General features: G+C 46.1%; 11 protein-coding genes. All 11 read right to left on the bottom strand.

All coding sequences use genetic code 11. The features are described 5' to 3' along the window. Positions 1 to 1,686 (bottom strand): glycoside hydrolase family 65 protein (locus VIN08_RS04360; protein WP_331960783.1); only part of this gene is annotated, 1,686 nt, incomplete at its 3' end. Between the two features lie 140 nt (positions 1,687 to 1,826). After that, positions 1,827 to 2,471, bottom strand: a complete 645-nt coding sequence (gene pgmB / locus VIN08_RS04365; RefSeq protein WP_331960785.1) for a beta-phosphoglucomutase — start codon at positions 2,469 to 2,471, stop codon at positions 1,827 to 1,829. Between the two features lie 42 nt (positions 2,472 to 2,513). Further along, entirely contained in the window at positions 2,514 to 3,488 is a 975-nt protein-coding gene (locus tag VIN08_RS04370; protein WP_331960788.1) for a carbohydrate kinase family protein, read from the bottom strand. A gap of 98 nt (positions 3,489 to 3,586) precedes the next feature. Continuing rightward, complete coding sequence (locus tag VIN08_RS04375; RefSeq protein WP_331960791.1) at positions 3,587 to 4,534, bottom strand: ROK family protein; 948 nt, start codon at positions 4,532 to 4,534, stop codon at positions 3,587 to 3,589. A 40-nt stretch (positions 4,535 to 4,574) separates the two neighbouring features. Further along, a complete protein-coding gene (locus VIN08_RS04380; protein WP_331960794.1) occupies positions 4,575 to 5,762 on the bottom strand; it encodes a DUF3179 domain-containing (seleno)protein in 1,188 nt (395 codons plus the stop codon). A 405-nt stretch (positions 5,763 to 6,167) separates the two neighbouring features. After that, a complete protein-coding gene (locus tag VIN08_RS04385; protein ID WP_331960797.1) occupies positions 6,168 to 7,055 on the bottom strand; it encodes an SPL family radical SAM protein in 888 nt (295 codons plus the stop codon). A 31-nt stretch (positions 7,056 to 7,086) separates the two neighbouring features. After that, positions 7,087 to 7,797, bottom strand: a complete 711-nt coding sequence (locus VIN08_RS04390; protein ID WP_331960800.1) for an MIP/aquaporin family protein — start codon at positions 7,795 to 7,797, stop codon at positions 7,087 to 7,089. Positions 7,798 to 7,919: 122 nt separating this feature from the next. Further along, entirely contained in the window at positions 7,920 to 9,266 is a 1,347-nt protein-coding gene (locus VIN08_RS04395) for a vanadium-dependent haloperoxidase (protein WP_331960803.1), read from the bottom strand. 41 nt (positions 9,267 to 9,307) lie between these two features. Then, positions 9,308 to 11,314: a glycoside hydrolase family 65 protein gene (locus VIN08_RS04400; RefSeq protein WP_414693241.1), complete on the bottom strand. Its 2,007-nt coding sequence runs from the start codon at positions 11,312 to 11,314 to the stop codon at positions 9,308 to 9,310. Positions 11,315 to 11,389: 75 nt separating this feature from the next. Further along, positions 11,390 to 14,752, bottom strand: coding sequence for a VCBS repeat-containing protein (locus VIN08_RS04405; protein WP_331960806.1), 3,363 nt, complete (start codon positions 14,750 to 14,752; stop codon positions 11,390 to 11,392). A 2-nt stretch (positions 14,753 to 14,754) separates the two neighbouring features. Beyond that, positions 14,755 to 18,066 (bottom strand): VCBS repeat-containing protein, encoded by a 3,312-nt coding sequence (locus VIN08_RS04410; RefSeq protein WP_331960808.1) that lies wholly within the window; start codon positions 18,064 to 18,066, stop codon positions 14,755 to 14,757. Positions 18,067 to 18,132 lie beyond the last annotated feature (66 nt).

An 18,132-nucleotide genomic window follows, 5' to 3' on the forward strand; every position in this document is an offset into this window, starting at 1 on the left:
AATGATACCACGTTTCTCATCGGTGGGATAATACATTTTCTCTACGATCTCTTTCCAGCGGGCCGTCTCTTCTGCATCGCGGAAGTTTGTTTTAGCAACGATCTCGTTGAATCGCTTCAGATCATTCTTCTTCACATAGTCGACTGCCTGTTGAGCAAAGCGCAGCGTCCACGCGCCAAGGTAATTGGTATACCAGTTATTGTTTACGTTGTTTTCGTATTCATTCGGGCCGGTAACACCGAGTATCACGAACTTGTTTTTCTCGGCGGAGAAATTAACTCTCTGCGACCAGAAGCGTGCTATACCGATCAATACTTCCAATCCATATTCTGCGAAGTAGTGCTCATCACCCGTATAGTCAATATAGTCGCGCATTGCATACGCCATGGCGCTGGTGCGGTGTATCTCTTCAAAAGTAATCTCCCACTCGTTATGACATTCTTCACCATTCATAGTTACAAACGGATAGAATGCAGCACCATCTTTAAAGCCCAGCTTCTTCGCATTCTCTATAGCTTTACCCAAATGTTTATAGCGGTATACCAATAAGTTTCGCGCTACTTTCGGCTCAGCAGTACTCAGGTAAAACGGCAGGCAGTATGCTTCGGTATCCCAATAGGTACTGCCGCCATATTTCTCCCCGGTAAATCCCTTCGGCCCTATATTTAGTCGTTCATCTTCACCGGTATAGGTTTGTGTAAGCTGAAATATATTAAAGCGTATACCCTGCTGTGCCGCTATATCTCCTTCAATGGTGATATCGCATTCCTCCCACTTGTGTTCCCATACCTTCGTATGGTTTTCCAGCAGTTTATCAAAGCCGGCAGCCACTGCACTGTCGAGCACTGTGTGACATGCTTTTACCAATTGATCTTTAGGATGATTCTCGGAAGAAAGTATAGCCGCATATTTATAGATCACGGTTTCTTTTCCTTCCTTCAGTTCCACCTGTATATTATTACCGGCAAACTTTTCGCGCTGCTCGATGTTGATACGATCGATCGCAGCTTTCTTGCCATCCGTCTCCACCACGTATCGCATACCGGTGGTTACATGAAAGAGTGTCTTCTTGGTTTGTGCCGTTACGATCGCTTTTCCTTCCGAAGCTTCTTTATATACTTCTTCCCAAAACTTTTCATCGTAGTTGGAATCTTTGTTCACCACATCGGCATCTACATATATAGCGAGCAGTGCTTTCGCTGTAAAGTTGAGCGGTGTTATACTATAGCGTATAGCCCCTACTTCACCATTCGCCATACTGCAGAATCGCTTCGACTCAACTGTCAGTTTTTTACCATCGGGTAATGTTGCCGAGAAACTTCGGGAGAGAAGTCCCCTGCGCATATCGAGTACTCGTCTGAAATTCTCTACTTTACACTTTGCCAAGTCGAGTTTCTGATTATCGATGCTTACATGTATACCTATCCAGTTGGGAGCATTCAGTACTTTCGCAAAGTATTCCGGGTAACCATTCTTCCACCACCCTACACGCGTTTTATCCGGATAATATACTCCGGCAACATAACTTCCGCGCAGTGTTTCACCGGTATACTCTTCCTCAAAATTCGCGCGCTGTCCCATGCGCCCATTGCCAATGCTAAATACACTTTCAGAAATCTTATTATAGTGCGGGTCTAATCCTTCTTCAATGATCTCCCATTCGTGGTGCTTCAAATATTCTTTCATGCTCAGCGTTTTTTGTAAGGTTCAAAGTTTCGGGCTCGAGGTTTCATGTTTCTGTTGTCCTTGATTCCGTTACCCACCTCGTAATTTTTTTAATATTTCAATTTTCTAATCTTCTAATGTTTCAATCTTCAAATCTAATCTCAAAACTCCTCCAACATCGCCAACGTAAAATCTCCTGTCTTCGCCACTACCTTTTCGGCTTTCAATAATTGTTCCCGCTTCCCTATACCGAGGCAACGCATACCGGCTGCGTGCGCGGCTTCTACACCCGCTTCAGCATCTTCTACCACGAGGCAATCAGCGGGTGGTATATTTAACCGATTCGCTGCCAGCAGAAATATTTCCGGGTCTGGCTTGGAGTGTACGATCATCGTGCCGTCTACCACCACTTCAAAGAGCTGCTGTATATGCAGAAGCTGTATAACAGTCTTCGCATTCTTGCTGCTTGACGCGAGGGCTACACGCACACCGCGTTGCCGCAGACTTTCAATGAGCTTTTTTACTCCGGGGTATATTTCTTCCGGCAGCATGCGCTCCACGTAATCAACAAACCAGGTATTCTTTTTATTGGCCAGTTGTTCTTTATCATGCGCGCTAAGCGTAATGCCTCCTATCTCCATCAATATCTCCATCGAACGCATGCGACTCACGCCTTTCAGCCGTTCATTGTCGGCTTCGGTAAACGGTATACCGAGTTCATCGGCCAATCGTTTCCATGCCAGAAAATGATAGCGCGCTGTATCTACAATTACTCCGTCAAGATCGAATATTACTGCTTTAATCAAGTGTAAGGGGTTAGGGTTTACGGTGGTGTGCGGGGTGTGATGCTATCCGCTATAGGTTTCGCGAATGATCTGGTTGGTTTCATCCAGCGATTTGAATACGGCAAATGTTTTTCCCTGTGTGCGCAGCGCTCCTAATGCATTGCCATAGCGTGCGGCACCTATATAATCGCGGGGCTTCTGTAAAAGTCCAAAGCCTATACCTCCGGCAAACGAATCGCCACAGCCGGTTGTATCAATCACGTTCTCTACTTTCACGGCAGGCACCATCTCTTCTACCAGCTTGCCGCGCAAGCGATAATATACCAGGCAACCGCGGGAGTCTACTGTGATATATACACACTTCACTCCGTGATCGAGGCAATGCGTAGCGAACTCGCGCAGGTTATCGCGATCTACATCCGGTGTCTCGGAGAAATCCTGACTTTCATATTCTTTCTTGAACCACGAAGCATGTGCTTCTTCGAGGTTCATTTTCAGCACATCGATATAGGGAAGCCACTGATCGCGGTCGATCCAGAATTTGCGCATTCGCTCTCCGTTGATGAGGCATGCCGTAGTAGGGCCGTGCGCATCGAAGATGATCGTTCCTTTACTTTTCTTCTTCAGGAACTTCAGTGTCTCTAGCGATATCTCGTAATCGCTGATGGGTATAAATACAAACACCTGGCAGTCGAGCAGCTTCTTTACATCTTCCGGAGTGATCGGATCCATAAAGCCTGTCTGTCGCTCAAGCCGGTTGTTCATATCAATAAACCTGAGACTGATTATATCTCCCTGATCGTATCGTGTAGTAATATGTTTAAGATTTATACCGGTATATCCGTTGAACACTTCCACTACGTTGTCGAGGTCGACTTGTCGCAAGTGACTTACCGGTACAATTTCAATCTGATCGCCTGCCATGATAGACAGTGCAATAACCGGGTGTGTAACACAACCCCACTTTTGTATCAGGTCGCCCTGGTGTGTAACGATATGATCGCGGGGTATAGGTCCGAGTATTGCAATTCGCTTCATAGACTTTTGCGTTTAGTACATTTCGACTTGGGACTTAGAGGGACATGCCAGCAGAGGTTACGTTGTAATATATATAGATCAGGAAAAAATTATACTTGTTAATGTGGATCGGCCACCAGGAACGCTGCACCGAATACTCCGGCACTATCGCCTAATGACGGGCGCACGATCGGTGTATCCAGTCGGTCGTTGAATACATACTTCTTCACCGAATCAACACCACGATCGTATAGCAGGTCGATGTTGCCTACGCCACCACCAATAACAATGACATCGGGGTCGAGTATATTGATGATAACGCTGAGTGCTTTTCCAAAGAACTCGATCAGTCGCAGCATCGTCTTCTGCGCTGTAGGGTCTACCTTCGATTCAGCCAGTGCCACAATATCTTTCAGCGGCTTGTTGTTGCCGGTTTCCTTAAAGTAATATTTCTGCAGGGCGGGGCCGGATATAACATTCTCTACGCAGCCGGATTTACCGCAGTAGCAGGGTCCGCCTGATTCATCCAGAAAATTATGTCCCCACTCACCGGCTATACCTTGCAATCCTACAATCGCTCTCCCGTCTATTACTATACCACCTCCCACACCGGTGCCCATAATTACACCGAACACTACGCGAGCATCGGGGTATAATTCTTTTACTATACCAAAACGTGTTTCTGCCAGTGCAAAGCAATCGGCATCGTTGGCCATTTCCACTTTTACCCCGAGTATTTTTTCCAGGTCTTTTTTCATGGGCTTGCCATTCATCGCCACGGTATTGCAGTTCTTCATAACACCGCGCTTCGGATCGAGCGTACCCGGTGTTGCGAAGCCTATACTTTCCGATCTATACCCTGCTGCCTCTTCCATCATGTCAATCAGTTTTTTTACCTGACCGAGAATATGTTCATAGCCCTGGTCTGCTTCAGTCGGTACACGGTCGCGGTATAAAACCTGCGGGTCCTGTGCCGACTTCAGTATCACTCCTTCTATCTTCGTTCCACCCAGGTCTACGCCCCAAAGATTGTTTTTGTCAAAGGCGCCTTCGTTTTGTTTGCCCATAAAAATCTATACTTCAATTTACTGGTTATTATATTTCACTTCAAGGTTTAGCGTCTACTTTATAGGTAGTGGTCTGCGGCCTGAACGTGCGCCACGAATGCCAGAACTCCTGGTACGACTGCACCACGGGCAACTGGCGGTCTTTCAACACACCTTCTTCACAGTGTCCCTGCAAATTCCATTGTGATGCAGTCTGCACATCGCGCAGGCTACGCGCAGACGGATCATATTCAAAGCGCAGGGTATCGCGATCAAACACATGGAACGAAGCACTGTCGGCCTCCAGGGTAATAAGCAGCGAACTGCCGGCTAATGTATCCTGTAACACCGTATGTTGCAACAGATCATTCCAATCATACGCACGCGCCTGCATGCCTTGCTGCACGCCCACCACCCACGACTTATCTTTCCACGAAAGTGAGTCGGCTTTGGTCAGGTGACTTTTGCCTTTCCCCTTATCGTAATTTTTCAGTCCATCGTATTGTTCCTTGAAATCACCATCCGGTTGCATGACCAATGATGCCGGGTGCAATACAAGCCACGCACTCAGCTTCATTTGCTCGGAAGGAATTTCCTCCAACATCTTGCCGCGCAACGGTCCGGCTATTGCTTCGCCATTTACCTGGCGCCACCAACTGCCGGTAGTTGCATCTTCGAACATCGCATTGAAATGATCCATTCCCACCAACCTGAATTTTTCATCTTTACCATCCACCAACGGACTGAATACCCGCCCGGTACGACACACCGTACAATAGGTGATCATCACCGGTGTAGTGCCAACCGTATCGCGCACCTGGTGATGGTAGCCGATCAGTTGTATCGGGTATGCTTTCGAAACGCCATGGATCGTTACACCGATGATGAGGTTGGATGCAGGAATCTTGTTGGCGTCACCGGCAGCGAAAATTTTATGCGAAGGCTGATAGAACATTTTCTCTGCGAGAAAGCGAAAGTTGAACAGGTAGAACACTACCAGGTATACTATAAGAAACACGGACACCGTAACACGCGCCCAAACAGAACCGGAACGAAAATAGTACAGAAACGGAATGGCCACTGCTATAAATCCCAGCAACCGGAACACGTTGATATAGCTGTGTAGAAAGTACGCAATAGCAATCGTTTCACTCTGCTGACTCCCCGGAAACGGCATGATGAAATATACCCGCAGTATTTCTACTCCAACGAGGATGACAATGCCGAGAATGAATAGTAAGACGCGCATGGTGTTTGGGTTAAGGCGTTATGGTTACACGTTATTAATAGCAGCAGGCTTCGAGCCGCTGGCTGCCGGATGTGTGAGTGTGAGATTCGGGGTGTGTCTTTCTATACTTCGACATTCGTTAATCGATGTTCCTTGTTTGATATTCTTTGTTCAATGTTAGTTTGGTGTTATCCGTTAATAGTTATTCGTTAATCGTGGTGGTGCTGTGTAGTGTCGGGGGTTCTTACCCGACACGCGTGGAGCTGAAAGAAAAAATTCTTCAGCTTCGCTAAACATCCATCGCAGTTCCAAACGATTTATGAATAACGAATAACGATTAACCACTCACTATTAACAGTAAAAATGAACAGCGGTGAAGATAGAGATAACAGGCTAAAAGAAGACAACGGAGGCGTTAAAAAACTTTCACACGAGCCGGTTGCGGATGCCATGATGTAAACAAAGTTGCGCGGCTCTTGTTTCGAGGTTGCGGAGGTAGTGCGGCAGCGGACTGTAAAAGGAACCGTAAAGGTCTTTATACTCAGGGATATAGGCAGGACTATAGCGTTGCAGGAATTTGTAATACAAGGTTTTACTGTCAGATGGTTCGTTGCCAAACAGTGTTAGTCCACCGAAAAGTATATATTCGGCACCATGCGCTTTTGCCGCTATGATCATGCGCTCCAGGTGTTCATCGCTGTCGGAGAGAAACGGGAGTGTCGGTATACAATTTACACCTGTCATGAGGCCGGCTTCCCGACATTGCTGCATGGCTTCGAGTCGCTTTTGCGGAGAGGGTGCACCGGGCTCCAGGGTAGCTGCGATGGATTCATCCAATGTAGAAAATGAAAACGACACGATAGCTCCCCGCGTAAGGGTGTTGCCTATATCTGGCGCATGTATAGCTGCCTGGTCGATCTCTTTCAGCAAAGCAAGATCGCGTACTACTAAATCTGATTTGGTAATGATGAGTACCGGGAAGCGATGCTTGAGTATAAGCTTCAGAAATCCTTCCGTCATCCGCAGCTTCTCTTCTATGCGGATATAGGGATCGGTAGCCGATGCCAGCGCGATGATACCACGCTGATCTTTCTTTACCCGGAATGCCAACTGACGATCGAGTACTTCCTGTGCGTTGATCTTTACCGCGAGTGACTCTTCCATGTTCTCGCCATATTTACTGCCACGCACATAGCAATACTGGCAATTGAAACTGCAGCCTTCATACGGATTCAGGGTATAGTCATCGAGAAACCAGGAGTCGCGTTTCTTCTTTTTATTCAGAACAGACTTAACGGTAATTTCCCGGATCATATACCTTCCTGATCAACAAGGTAAATATATATCAATGTCCGAAGAGCGCTTTGAAAAGCCATGCCCCCAATATACCTCCTGTTATCGGACCTATAACGGGGATCCAGCTATAGGACCAATCCGATGATCCTTTACCCGGTATAGGAAGTATAGCATGTACCAATCGTGGTGCCAGGTCGCGTGCAGGATTGATCGCGAAACCCGTTGTACCGCCCAGGCTTAACCCGATCGAAACAATGAGTGCTCCTACTACCAATGGATTGAGTCCTGCAGCAAATTCGTTGGCACCAATAAAAAGTATAGCAAGTACGAGCACCAGTGTACCAATGATCTCGCTGATAAGATTGGCCGGTACAGAGCGTATAGCAGGCGATGTGCAAAACACCGCGAGTTTTTTGGAGGCACTATCTGTTTTACCCCAGTGCGGCAGGTAATGCAACCACACCAGTATAGCTCCCGCAAATGCACCGGCAAATTGTGCAATGATATAGCCTGCTACCTGCTCGGCCGGAAAATCGCCCGAGACAAACAAGGCCAGTGTTATAGCGGGGTTGAGATGTGCACCGCTAATGCTGCCTACAGCATATACTGCTATAGTAACGGAGAGGCCCCACGCAATGACCAACGCCAGCCAACCGGCATTTTCAGATTTGGAATTTTTCAACAAAGTAGCCGCTACCGATCCTTCTCCCAGGAGAATGAGCAACATGGTTCCAAAAAATTCTGCAAGGTAGGGTGTCATGAGTGTTCAACGTTTTGTTTTTAGATTCAAAGCATAAAGCTCCCAAGTATAAAGTTTAAAGTTTGGAGATCCCTATATATGTCAGCCTTATACTTTCAGCTGTACACGTCCGCTTCAAAAGCTTATTTACTGGCTACTGGTTTTACGTCTTCTCTGCGCGTTTTTATATGTTCGTTGATGAATGTACCTACGGCTCTTCCTTCTATCATTCCATTTTCAATCGCTGGTCTGTAATGGATGCCACCGTACAGGCGACTCACGGCTGCTTCTTCGGAAGCGTGAATGAATGATTTGAAACTGCGCGCAGTCAATCCAAATTCCATTTCGGTAGAATCAGTAAAGGCAAAGTTATCGCCAAACAGCTTGGTCAAAGTAACAGCCGATGCACCGGAGATCACACTGTGCCCACTGGTATATTCCGGGAACGGTGGTGTTTGCAGCAGCGGTGTCCAGCTCTCATCGATATACTGGTTAATATAGGTCTCCGGACGAATGAGGCGGCTCCTGTATTTTTCATCCCAGCAAGATATAAATCCATCCACCAACCCGAGGGCTACACGTGCATAGGCTTCGGAGCATCGCACAAAATCGGCATGTACTTTTTTACACGCTACATTGGTAATGTTCATCCAGTGACCACCGGGGGAGATCTTCTTCGTAGCAAACATCACATGTCCTTTTACATTCATCACAAACGGATTGCAATCCCAGAACGAAGCTATATTCCGTTGCTCCTCTGTCATCTTTACGCCCGTTTCGTATACTTCAAAAGCTTCTTTATAGAACTGGCTGTTTTTATCAACTGAAAACTTCGTGGGCGCTGCCGGTTTAAATTGTCCGGCAGAATCTATAGCAAAAGTGCGAATGGAATTCCAGTGTGGTTCAACGGCATCCATATACGCAGGAGGCGTTGGCTTCCAGGTGGCAGGATCATCGAGGATGGTATATTTCGGTGCGGAACGCGATTGCTTGTAATTATCTTTCTGCGACCATGCGAGTATATGATCGGCCACCTGCGAACCATACGCTATCGATCGCTCGAATACATCATCTGGTATACCTGTCTCTCTGAACTCCTGCATGATGTTGCCATAGAAAATATCCATCTTGTCTTCCGAGAACACCAGTGTTCTGCCAACTTTTAAGGTTGCCTGTACGGAGGCTAATGGAAAACAATATTCTTTACCGGCTTCGGGTTCGGGCACAGCCTGCAGACCGTGCAACTGACCGGCCATACTAATATACTTGGGGTCCTGGTGACGGGCCGCTTCATAACCGGCTACGCTGATATAGGTATATATACGGCTTGCTACCGGTGGAGAAAATATATCGTGCACGATAACATCGGTAACGTGTTTGATAGAGCGATGCAGGTAATCCGGATTTTGCACGTTAGTGCGCCACTCATCCGAAGAGCACGATGCGAGCAACAGGCACATCATCGCAATCTTCACATTAAAAAATTTCATAGACGTCAGGATTTGAGTATCGTCAAAAATAGAAGGAAGATTTAATTTCCCTGCTGGACAATATAATTTTTCTTTTCAACGCCTACGCCTTTCAATTGAATGGATTTCCATTTTTTAGGAAGTGGTCGCGTGTTTTGTACAATGCCTGTGTCGGCAATATCCAGTCCGCCAAAGCCAAAGATCATTGCCTGCAACATCCCTCCTGCTCCGGTAGCAAAGTAAGGATTCGTACCACCTGCTGTTTCTGCCAGCACACCAAAGGGCGGCACTTCATTCGGTTTATAGGTGCGTATAAAAAGCTCGTATGCTTTCTCCGGATTACCCAATCGTGCATATAGTGTTGACAATACTGAATTACCCATGGCCGGCCCTTGTGGCGACATGCGAGGTTCGTAATACTTCAAATCTTTTTCGATCTGCGCACGATCGGTAATAATCTGCAACGGATAGGAAAGTAAATTTACATCAGCCTGTTTTATATCTACACCATTATAGGTTGTATTCTCCCTGATAGTGCCATCCGGAAATTTTACTATAGGTATATTGCCGGCTACATGCTCCCAGTCAGGATCGGGCGTGAGACCCAGTTCTTTCGCTGCCTGTGTAGCATAGCGAAGTGCGGTGATAGCCATACCATTGGTGAACGCATTGTTATCTATATTCTCCTGCCACTCGTTGGCACCAATCACATTGTTGATCTCATAACGGCCGGTGCCTTTACGCTCTACACGACTGGCCCAGAAGTCTGCCACTTCTTTCAACACGGGGTAACCGCGATCGCGCAGCCATAGTTTATCTTTTGTTACCTGGTAATATTTCCAGAAAGCCCAGCCAACACAACCGGTGATGTGATGTTGAAATGGTCCTGTTAATGCCCACACCGGTGTATCTTCCGTTCCTTCATCGGATGACTCCCACGGAAACATAGCGCCTTTATACCCGTGCGAGAATGCATTCTGCTTCGCAGCTTCCAATCGCTGATAACGATACTCCAGTAGCGAGCGTGCTATATCCGGCTGCAATACAACCAAAGGAGGATACATCCACAACTCGGTATCCCAGAATACATGGCCGTTATACCCAAGCCCTGATAATCCCATGGGTGATAAACTATAGGCAGTGCCTGCCCGTGCAAAGGAGTATAGATGGTACAGTGCGAAGCGTACATCTTTTTGTGTTTGCACATCGCCTTCTATAACTATATCACTTTGCCAGCGTTCTTCCCACGCAGCTTCATGTCGCTGCAACAAACGCCGTGTTCCTTCCAGCTTGGCAAAGATGGTGAGACGTTCTGCTTCGTTGAGCGGATCATTATAGTGCTCGGTAGATGTAGCCGAAGCCACAACGCTAAAGCTATACGTTTCGCCTGCCTTGAGATCTTTGGTGAACTTCATCAGGTGCATGCTATAATCCCAGTCTTCATGAATGAGATCAGGCTCCTGTCCGTGCGGCTCCTGGAAGATGATGCTGTTACTCACCGCTACAGTATGTTTACCGGACGGACTTTTACCTACGGATGTAAGCAACGGTATAACTACATGCGGACGATCTATTTCACTGTATAAGTTATGAACATCGGTGAGATGATCGGGTGCTTCAATAACACTCATCGGTGTAATGCGCACAGCACGCCTCGCTTTGATCTCTACGATAGCCATGGCCGTATAGGGCAGATGCTGCAAAGCCATGATGGTATGTTTTACCTGCAGCTTCTCGCCTACATCAAATGTAGTGGTAAGCTCAGCCTTCTTCATGTTCAGCGTTTGCCGGTAATTCTGAATATCGGTTGAGCGCAGGCGCTGGCCGTCCACATCCAGGTTCATGTTAATGTGGTTGAAGGTCTTGAGTATATTGGATACACGACCGCGCTGGTAATAATCATATACTCCGTTGAGGATTACATCTTTTACATGCAACGGTTCCGCGGATGACACAAGCCCCACCATACCATTTGCCACCGTTACGCCATAATAATTAGCCGGGTTGATAGGCTTTGATTCAATCATCCAGCCTGCATCCTGTGCCGGAACGCTAACCGACAAAAGCATCAGCCATATTGCTATACTATATCGCATAAACATAGTGTGTTAGGTTATGGTATATATTTACCGGGTATATACAGGTTAAGGCAATTTGCCGGTATAAGGAACTATCGTATCGTTGTTGCGCACAGCGATATAGTAGCTTCTCCCTTTCACCGTAAGCTTTCGCAAGGCACGCGTTTCTCCTTTTACGGAGAAGCCGGATTGTATCGATGGCAAGGCATGAAAATTTCCTTTGCCATCTCCTGTCAGCAATAAACCATAGCTTGCATCATAGCGGCTCATCTGGATATTTACCGGATAAAAATTTCCGGCCAGGAGTATATCCGGTTTATTATCGTGATTGAAGTCTTCAATCAGCAAAGCATTTACGGTAGAGAACTGCGCGGCCGTTGGTAATGGTTTTATACTGAATTTGCCGTTGCCCAGGTTTTCAATATAGGATGATGTAAATATATTAGCGGTAAATCTCTCTGCGGCCTTTAGTGTTTCCTCACTGAATATATCCTGCACAGTAGCTTCGGCAAATTTGTGATAGGATAAATAACGCTTCTTCAGATACGGCATCTGCTTCGTCATTTCATCGCGCGTATTGAACGGATATTCTTTTCCATGCGTGAAACACGTGAGCACCTGGTCGGTACTATCGTTTTTATCGAAGTCGGCTACATACATATTTACCGGCTGTTGCTGTGATGCGTGCAGCCGGGAGTTAAGCCCCAGGTTTCCGGCAATCAGGTCAAGATCGCCATCACCATCCATATCAGCGGCTTGTATAATATTCCACCACCCCTGACTATTTTCCAGGCCGGAACCTGCCAGTGGCATCGGTGTAAGTTTGCCATTTTTCGAGAGAAATATAGTTACAGGCGACCACTCTGCGGCTACTACCAGATCGTTTACTTTATCGCCATCCATATCAGCCCACGTTGCCTGCTTTACAAAACCGAACTTGCGCAGTGCCGGTGCACGCTGATCGGTAGCATCGGTAAATATACCTTTGCCATCGTTGATCAGCAGGTAACTGTCCGGTTTCAATCCATAACGCCAGGGCTGGGCGCGCGCACCAAGAAAAAGATCTTCATCGCCATCCTGGTCAACATCCTGCACACGAACGCAGGAGCCCGTCAGGTATATATTATCCAATCCTTTCGAGCGGGATAAATGTCCTTTGCCATCGTTGATATATAGCCGCGGTCTGCGATACTCCGACATTGCTGTAAATTCATTACCGCCACTGGTAACTACCAGATCGAGATCGCCATCTTTCTCCACATCGGTAAGTGCTGCATCTACATCTTCAAATGTGCTATCGGCTGCTAATGCAGGCTGTAACATTTCGCGGAAAGTTCCTGCTGGTGTCTGCAGGTATATATGACCTCTCTTCCATTTGGCTCCGCCCAAAAATATATCTTCCAATCCATCACCATTCAAATCTCCCGTAACGGATGCCGGGCCTTCTGATGACAGCATGTGTGGTAATAATGCTTCGCGGTTAAACTCCACAAATTTATTTTCTTCGTGCTTATAGGGTATCGCGATCGTTTCAGCAGCATTAACCAACAAGGGTGCTGTGTGATGGAATGTAGTATAATTGAATGCACCCTGCGCTTCTTCCTGTTTGAGGATTAATTTCTGATCGGGCTTTACCTGATTGATCTTTTGAAATGTACCATCGTTCCAGATCACCGTTAATGAATCAACAGAGGCATTACCCAATCCAAACGTCAATCGCGCTTCAACAGAACTTTGGAAACCGCGTGTAGGCATACACTCCTGCATCTGCAGTTTACCCTTGCTATAGATCAACACTTTTGCTCCTATACCTTGTAAATTACCGGGCTTACCCTTCAACACCACTTGCAGGTAATGCGGTGTAGGTTCTGCTTCTTTATCGCGTTGCTTATCTCCTACCGGTGGACTCATCGTTCCATTCTCATAGACAAACGCTTCATCTTCCACGTTGTTGATCACCAGGTCGAGATCACCATCATTATCCAGATCAGCATAGGCCGTGCCGTGCGAATAGGAAGGTGCATCCAATCCCCACTCAAGTGCCTTGTTCGTAAAGGTTGAATCGCCATTGTTATGAAAGAGAAAGTTTGGTATTTTGATCTTGGGCAGTTTCTCGATATAGCTGAGTTCTTTCTCCGACATATCGTATTTCATTTTCATCTGAATGGAATCCACCGTAATAAAATTGATATAGTCCAGATCGTTGGAGCGCCTTAATATACCATTGGAAACAAATATATCTTTCTTCCCGTCAAGGTCGAAGTCAGCAAACAGCGTAGACCAACTCCAGTCGGTTGCTCCTACACCCGCGAGTAAAGCAATCTCGCTGAAGGTTCCGTCATGGTTATTCAGTTGCAAAGTGTTGCGCGCGAACTGGTGATTATAGCCATAGCGTATCTTGAAATCATATATATCATACGAGTCTTCGGCAGCCGATGCTTTTAGTATCTGCGGATCTTCCGGCAACATATCCATCGCGATCAGGTCCGGAAAAGCATCGTTGTTGAAATCAGCAAAGTCAACGCCCATGGTATAGCGACTGGTATGCATCATCGACTCCTGCAGTGTTTCGCGGAATGTACCATTGCCCTGGTTGATATAGAGATAATCATTCTCATGAAAGTCATTGCCTACATATATATCCGGCCACCCATCGAGGTTTACATCGCTTACTACCACTCCCAGGCCATAGCCAATAACGCTGCTATATATACCCGAGCCTTGTGTTACATCAATGAATCGACCGTTATCATTGCGCATCAGTTTATCACCTGCCAGTGGGTGACTCTCATAGCGTAAACTGGATTTACCAAATGTACCATTCTCGTGAAGTGAATGGTTGAGCATAAACATATCGAGGTCTCCGTCACGATCGTAATCGAAGAATGATGCCTGTGTTGAAAATCCTACCAGGTCGAGCCCTACTTCCATGGCACGATCTGAAAATTTCGGAACGCCATTCGCATCATTACCTTCATTGATGAAGAGCTGGTTCTTGCCTTTATAGATCAGGTAATCGCCCAGGTTGCTGACATAAATATCGAGGCGGCCATCGCTGTTTACATCGGCCATCGTTACGCCTGTAGTCCAACCGTTGAATCCTTCCACACCGGCTGTTTCGGTCACATCTTCAAATTTAAAATTGCCTTTGTTGATATATAGTTTGTTCGGCTCCTGGTTAGAAGTAAAGTATATATCGGGAAGATCATCGCCATTTACATCGCCAACGGCCACGCCTGCACCATTGTAAAAGTACATATAGTTGAAGATATTGAACTCTACACTTTCTTTCAGTGTATTGCGAAACGTTATCCCGGATTCGCCGGAAGGCACGAGCCGGAATTTTTTCCTGCTGCCCGGAGAGTCGCATCCTGCCAGGCATGCTATACAAAATGCTGCTGCGAGTATATTTCGTAACGTGCTATTCATTATCAATGCTTATCGTACGTATAAAATTTTATTGTATTGTTATTCCTGATAAAGGCCAGTGTTTTTTTGCCTTTTGTATTCAGGAGTTGAATATGCCGCACTTCTCCCTCGAGCGTAAGGCCTGAGTGCAGCGGTGAGAGCGGAGTAAAATTACCTTTACCATCGTTGGTGAGTATAAGGCCGTGCAGGGCATCATAACGACCTATCTCCGGTTTCACGGCAAACAGGTTGCCTCCCAGTATAATATCCGGATGCTGATCGTGATTTACATCGGCTGTTTCTATACCATATACCGGAGATACCTGAGCCTGTACAGGCAATGGATTTAGTTTGAAACCACTTGCGCCATGATTCATGAGCACGGCCGTGTGAGGCTCGTAGAATTTCAGCATCGTGGCACGCTCCAATAGTTTCGGATCGAATATATCGTTCACCGATTTGTCGGCATAATCTTTATAGTATATAAATTTCTTTTTCAGCGAGCTCATCTGTTTTACAATATCCTGCCGCATCGCTACCGGAAACTCTTTGTCATCTTTCATAAAAACAAACAATGGCTCCACTGAACCGTTCTGATCAAAGTCGTTTACATATAGGGTAATTGGTTTCTCTGCAGTGGGTTTGAATCGTGAATTAAGTCCGAGATTGCCCAATACAAAGTCATCATCACCATCGCCATCAAGATCGGCTGCGTGAATACGATTCCACCACCCTTCGGATTGCTCCAGTCCTTTTACCGTAACTTTTGTAAGATGCTTGCCATCATTTTTAAATATTGTTATCGGCATCCACTCACCCACTACCATCAGGTCGGGGAAGTCATCCTGGTCATAATCAAACCACTGTGCATCGGTAACCATCCCCAATCGCTTCAGGTCTGGCGCCCACGCTGCATCGGCTTCCGAGAAATTGCCTCTTCCATCGTTGATGAGCAGGAACTGATCGCAGGGCAATCCATAGTATGTGGAGATCAGGCGCGTGCCTACAAACAAATCTGTATCACCATCATGGTCAACATCGGCTGGCCGCACGCAGCTTCCGCTCTGGTATAGTGCCGGTATCTTGTTGGTTGTTTTTACAAATACGGGCATACCATTCTTCAAGCCTTTGTTCTCATATAGTATATCTATATTTTGCAGGGACTGCGTGGTATATTCCGAGCTTCCGGTTACTACATATAAGTCCAGGTCCTTGTCGTTATCGGCATCAAAGAAAACAGCATCTACTTCTTCGCTCAGAGAATCAGCTTCAAAAGGCTTGGTTGTTACGGCAAATGTATTGCCTGGCTTCTGTATATATATACCGGCTGTGTGCCCGGCTGATCCACCCATGAAAAAATCGTCCAGCCCATCATTGTTCAGATCAGCTTTAACAAAAGCCGGCCCTTGTGTGGAGAGCATGTGGTATACCAGGCGATCGCGATCAAAATCATTATAGGCATTCTCCTGGTGTTTAACATCACTAAAGGCTGCCGGCTGCAAGAGTGGAATAATTTTCTGTGCCTTAGCAGAAACCGGTGAAGCATCTTTATGATCGATTGCCATAGCCTGATCGGCTTTCGTATTTTTTAATGTCTGTATATTTCCATCCGGCCACGTTATTACCATACTATCTACCGTAGTATAATTTCCTAAGCCAATGATCATCTTATAATCCATACTTGATTGAAAACCGCGGATCGGCATGTTGTCAACAAATATTACCTGGCCATCTACAAAGGCCTTTACATTGACACCTAAACCGAAACCATTTCCGGCAGGGCCATGAAACGTGAGTGCCAGAAAATGATTCTTTGTTTGCTCACGTGATTGATTCCGGTATATAAATGCTTCCTGGTTTACATTGTTCACCACCAGGTCTTCATCGCCATCATTATCCAGGTCGCCATAGGCAGCACCATTGGAAAAGCTTGGTTCATCGAGTCCCCACTCGACAGCAACATTTTTATACTGCCACTCGCCTTTACGGGTAAACATATAGTTACTCAATTTTACCGATGGCATCTTCTCTACAAATTCCTTGAAGTCTATCTTTTTACCTTCTATAGCAGCACGCATCTGTTCGCTGCTCCCGAGAAACTCCACAAAGTCCTGGTTGGTAACATCTTTATAGATACCATTGCATACATATATCTCTTTGTACAAATCGTTGTTGAAGTCGGCAATAAGTGCACCCCAGCTCCAGTCGGTAGCCGATACACCAGCCAGTTCTCCTATCTCACTGAACGTTCCATCCTGGTTATTCAGTTGCAGCATGTTGCGCATAAACTGGTGGTAGTAGCCATTCTGCAGGCGCAGTTGGTATACATCGTATGTTTCGAAGGCAGATATAGTCTTGAGACGGTAATCATCTTCCGGGTACATATCGGTCGAGAATATCTCCGGGTACCCATCGTTGTTCAGATCAGCTAGGTCTGCTCCCATCGAGAACATACTGATGTGCCCCATATACTCTTCCAGCGATTCTTTGAATGTACCATCGTGGTTATTGATATACAGGTAATCGCGTTCGTAAAAATCGTTGGATATATAGAGGTCGGGCCAGTTGTCTTTATTTACATCGCCCACGGTTACTCCTAATCCAAAACCGATAACACTGCCATATATACCGGCATGTTCACTCACATCAATAAAGTGCCCGTTATCGTTACGGTATAATTTATGTCCGCCAAACTCATCGCGTTCATGCCGCAGGTTTCTATACCCTAAAGATGATACGGGACGGTATGAATTATTAAGTACATAACAGTCCAGATCACCATCTTTATCATAATCGAAGAAAGCAGCGTGTGTAGAGAAACCACGATCAGCCAAACCATACTCTTCGGCACGATCGGTAAAAGTAAGATCACCATTATTGATGAACAGTTCGTTCTCGCGATTACCTCCGCTCACATCACCTGCGTTGCATACATATATATCCAGCAGTCCGTCATCATTTACATCGGCAATGCTCACTCCGGTAGACCATACTTTAGCACCTTTTACTCCGGCCTTTTCGGTTATATCTTCAAATTTCCAATCGCCTTTATTAAGAAAAAGTTTGTTATCGCCCATGTTGGAAGTGAGGTATACATCGGCCAAACCATCGTTGTTAAAATCACCAATGCCTACACCTCCACCGTTGTAATAATTACGATAGCGGAACACATCGAAGTCTTCCTTCAGCACCAATGTATTTTCAAATGCTATGCCTGTTTCCGCAGACGTGAGTCGTTGAAAAAGCGTAGGCTTTGTAGAAACGGGTTTACTATTTTCAGGATTGCTGCATGCCAGTGTAACGAACACAAGAATCAGCAGAAAGAATCGTTGCATGCTTAGGTAGTGTAACACGACTGAAAAATAAAAAAAGAAGGCAAGTAAATTGAACTTGCCTTCCTT

Origin of the sequence: Ohtaekwangia sp., from assembly GCF_036568665.1 — a bacterium.
Taxonomy (GTDB): domain Bacteria; phylum Bacteroidota; class Bacteroidia; order Cytophagales; family Cyclobacteriaceae; genus Ohtaekwangia.

Bases quoted from the DNA above. Each gene is read 5' to 3' on its own strand.
- VIN08_RS04400 (WP_414693241.1), bottom strand. From the start codon at position 11,314: ATGCTTTTGTCGGTTAGCGTTCCGGCACAGGATGCAGGCTGGATGATT.
- VIN08_RS04390 (WP_331960800.1), bottom strand. From the start codon at position 7,797: ATGACACCCTACCTTGCAGAATTTTTTGGAACCATGTTGCTCATTCTC.
- VIN08_RS04370 (WP_331960788.1), bottom strand. From the start codon at position 3,488: ATGAAGCGAATTGCAATACTCGGACCTATACCCCGCGATCATATCGTT.
- VIN08_RS04405 (WP_331960806.1), bottom strand. From the start codon at position 14,752: ATGAATAGCACGTTACGAAATATACTCGCAGCAGCATTTTGTATAGCA.
- VIN08_RS04385 (WP_331960797.1), bottom strand. From the start codon at position 7,055: ATGATCCGGGAAATTACCGTTAAGTCTGTTCTGAATAAAAAGAAGAAA.
- VIN08_RS04380 (WP_331960794.1), bottom strand. From the start codon at position 5,762: ATGCGCGTCTTACTATTCATTCTCGGCATTGTCATCCTCGTTGGAGTA.
- VIN08_RS04410 (WP_331960808.1), bottom strand. From the start codon at position 18,066: ATGCAACGATTCTTTCTGCTGATTCTTGTGTTCGTTACACTGGCATGC.
- VIN08_RS04375 (WP_331960791.1), bottom strand. From the start codon at position 4,534: ATGGGCAAACAAAACGAAGGCGCCTTTGACAAAAACAATCTTTGGGGC.
- VIN08_RS04395 (WP_331960803.1), bottom strand. From the start codon at position 9,266: ATGAAATTTTTTAATGTGAAGATTGCGATGATGTGCCTGTTGCTCGCA.